The sequence below is a fragment of the Parafrankia sp. FMc2 genome, assembly GCF_041008525.1.
Classification (GTDB): domain Bacteria; phylum Actinomycetota; class Actinomycetes; order Frankiales; family Frankiaceae; genus Parafrankia.
Genome location: NZ_JBFLUG010000329.1, coordinates 1 through 2,488, shown reverse-complemented (window position 1 = coordinate 2,488; position 2,488 = coordinate 1). Strand labels below are relative to the sequence as shown.

The following is a 2,488-nucleotide window of genomic DNA, read 5'->3' as shown; positions in this document are numbered from 1 at the left end:
GGCCGGGGGTCGTCGGGGGAGCGGTGCTCGGCGGCGACGTCGGCTGCGTCGGGGTGGCCGAGGGAAGGACCGGGGTCGCGCTGGACGTCGGCGCCGATGATCCTGGCGTCGGCACACCCACCTGGCAACCGGCGATCAGCAGTCCGGCCGCGGCCGTGGCTGCGGCGAGCGTGACGCCCGCGAACGGTCGTGGGGGTGAGGTCATCTGGATCCTCCGGGGAGCGACGACTGGTGGTCTCCTGACGCCGCGACGGTCATCCGCGGCGTTTCGCGCCCGGGCTCCCCTCCGCCGAAAGAATGCGGCGGCGGGCAGCCCGACCCCTCCCGCAGCGGAGGATAGTGACCGTTCGCGCGAAGCGCGCGAGGCGCCCGGAGCGGGCATCAATCAGGGCCCGGAATTCCCGACCTCAGCGTTGTCCTCCCAACGGCGGACCATCGCGGGGCTATCCCGTGCGATCCAGGTCAGTGGCATTCTTCGGAGAAATTCGGGGCTGCCGCTGACAGCGAACACCAAACTTTCCGTCGACGAGAAGGCCCGCAGTCCGCGGCAGTGTCATCCACCGCCGCCCGCACGGAGGTTCCCGGAGGCGCCCGCCGGCCGGACCATCGGGACATGCGGTATGCCGTCCTCGAGGTACTCCTCGCCGGCAGCCACGAAACCGTGGCGTGTGTACAGCCCGACGGCGGACGTCTGCGCACTGAGGACCACCGGCCGCCCGCCGCCCGCGTCGCCGAGCGCGGTGGTGAGCAGCCGGTCGGCGAGGCCACCGCGGCGTGCGTGGGCGACCGTGACCACCCGGCCGATCCGCAGCCCGTCGGCCTCCTCGACCACCCGCAGGTAGGCGAGCGGTTCCGCCGGCTCCGCGGCCAGCCACAGGTGTCGTGTCGCCGGCTCCAGGTCCCGGCCGTCGAGATCCTGGTAGGCACACCGCTGCTCCACGACAAAGACCTGGGCCCGCAGCCGCAACAGGGCGTACAGGACACGCGGCGGGAGCTCGTCGAACCGAGCACGGTGGATCCTGGGACCGGCATGGCCGGAGAACGGCGGCGTCATGCGGGGTACTTCTCGACGAGGCGGTGCAGGCCGGTTCTGATGCGGGGCTCGCCGAGCTCCGCCAGCAGCGCGGCGACGTGGTCGGCGGCGAGCGCGGCGAGCAGGGTGTGCGCGGCGAGGTCCGGATCGGGTACGCCATCCAGCAGGATCGCCACGTGTCGGTGCCAGAACCGGTAGGCCCCGATCCGGTAGCGGGCTCCGGGTGTCGCGGTCTCCGACATCCGCACCAGGTCCAGGTGCTCCAGCAGGTAGTCGAGGTATGCGTCGACGAACGCCGTGAGCCGTTCGGTGGGCGCCGCTCCGGGGCCGAGTGGGGGCGGCCCGTGCAGGATCGCCTCCTGCAGGATCTGCTCCCGCGTGTCGAGCAGTGCGACCGCCAGGCCCGCCTTGTCCCCGAAGCGGCGGAAGAGGGTGCCCTTGCCCACCCCGGCGGCCGCCGCGATCTGGTCCAGGGAGACCGCAGCCACTCCGTGCTCGGCGAACAGCCGGGCGGCGGCGTCCAGCACGGCGACCCGGTTGCGCGCGGCGTCAGCTCGTTCCCTGGGCGGCGGGGTGCGAAGCAGCTCCAACGGTGTTGCACAAACGGACTGCGGTCCGCTAAGGTTCTCCTGCACAACCGGACTATAGTCCGATTATCTGGAGGTAGGAGCATGACCGCACTCATTACCCGCGACGAGCTGAAGGCGGCGATCGCCGCCGGGAACGTGACCGTCGTCGACGCGCTGGGTGGCGAGTACTTCGCGCAGCAGCACCTGCCCGGCGCCCTCGCCCTGCGCCCCAAGGAGGTCGACGCCAGGGCATCGGCCGTGCTGCCGGACCGTGACACCGCCATCGTCACCTACTGCTCCAACCCTGCCTGCCCGAACAGCGGTCAGGTCGCCGACCGGCTCACCGCGCTCGGCTACCTCAACGTCCGCAAGTACCGCGAGGGCATCGAGGACTGGGTGGCGGCTGGCCTGCCGACCGAATCGGCCTGACCCGGAACCGCCACGGCGGCGGGGCCTGTCGGTGTCTGGTGGTACTCGTCCGGAATCCGGCTGCCGCGCGCTCGTCGCTGGGTGGCTCGGTAGCCGGGATGTCCTCGACCCGCCGGCGGACCGGCAGGCCCCGCTCCTGGGCGATGTGGATGTTCTGGTCGGCGTCGGTGGACTCGACGCCAGGACGTGGAATGTGGCATCGATCGGCTCAAACGCCACCGGGCTGTCGCGACCCGGTACGACAGTTCGCCGTTCCGCCATGAGCGACGGTCACCATCGCCACGATCAACGAATGGCTCCCCCGATGAACTTCCCAAACAGGCCCAGGCGGCCTAGTACTCCAGCCCGACTTTTGTGATCAGTTGAGTTGGAGTGCTGCGGCTTGGCGGCGATAGTGGCTGGCTTGTGCGCGTGCCTGGTGGCGGCGGCGCCACCGGGACCAGGCCAGCACGAAGCC

General features: G+C 71.1%; 3 protein-coding genes. 1 reads left to right on the top strand and 2 read right to left on the bottom strand.

Annotated features, from left to right (window positions below):
• Positions 1-553: 553 nt before the first annotated feature.
• A complete protein-coding gene (locus AB1460_RS36865) occupies positions 554-1,054 on the bottom strand; it encodes a GNAT family N-acetyltransferase (RefSeq protein ID WP_368967160.1) in 501 nt (166 codons plus the stop codon).
• Positions 1,051-1,623: a TetR/AcrR family transcriptional regulator gene (locus AB1460_RS36860; RefSeq protein WP_368967158.1), complete on the bottom strand. Its 573-nt coding sequence runs from the start codon at positions 1,621-1,623 to the stop codon at positions 1,051-1,053. The genes AB1460_RS36865 and AB1460_RS36860 overlap by 4 nt, the downstream gene beginning before the upstream one ends.
• Before the next feature lie 81 nt (positions 1,624-1,704).
• Here AB1460_RS36860 and AB1460_RS36855 point away from each other — a divergent pair, with 81 nt between their 5' ends.
• Positions 1,705-2,031, top strand: a complete 327-nt coding sequence (locus AB1460_RS36855) for a rhodanese-like domain-containing protein (protein WP_368967156.1) — start codon at positions 1,705-1,707, stop codon at positions 2,029-2,031.
• The last annotated feature ends 457 nt before the right edge of the window (positions 2,032-2,488 follow it).

What these genes read in the sequence shown, in the direction of transcription:
- AB1460_RS36865 (WP_368967160.1), bottom strand. Translation starts at nt 1,054, where the DNA reads ATGACGCCGCCGTTCTCCGGCCATGCCGGTCCCAGGATCCACCGTGCT.
- AB1460_RS36855 (WP_368967156.1), top strand. Translation starts at nt 1,705, where the DNA reads ATGACCGCACTCATTACCCGCGACGAGCTGAAGGCGGCGATCGCCGCC.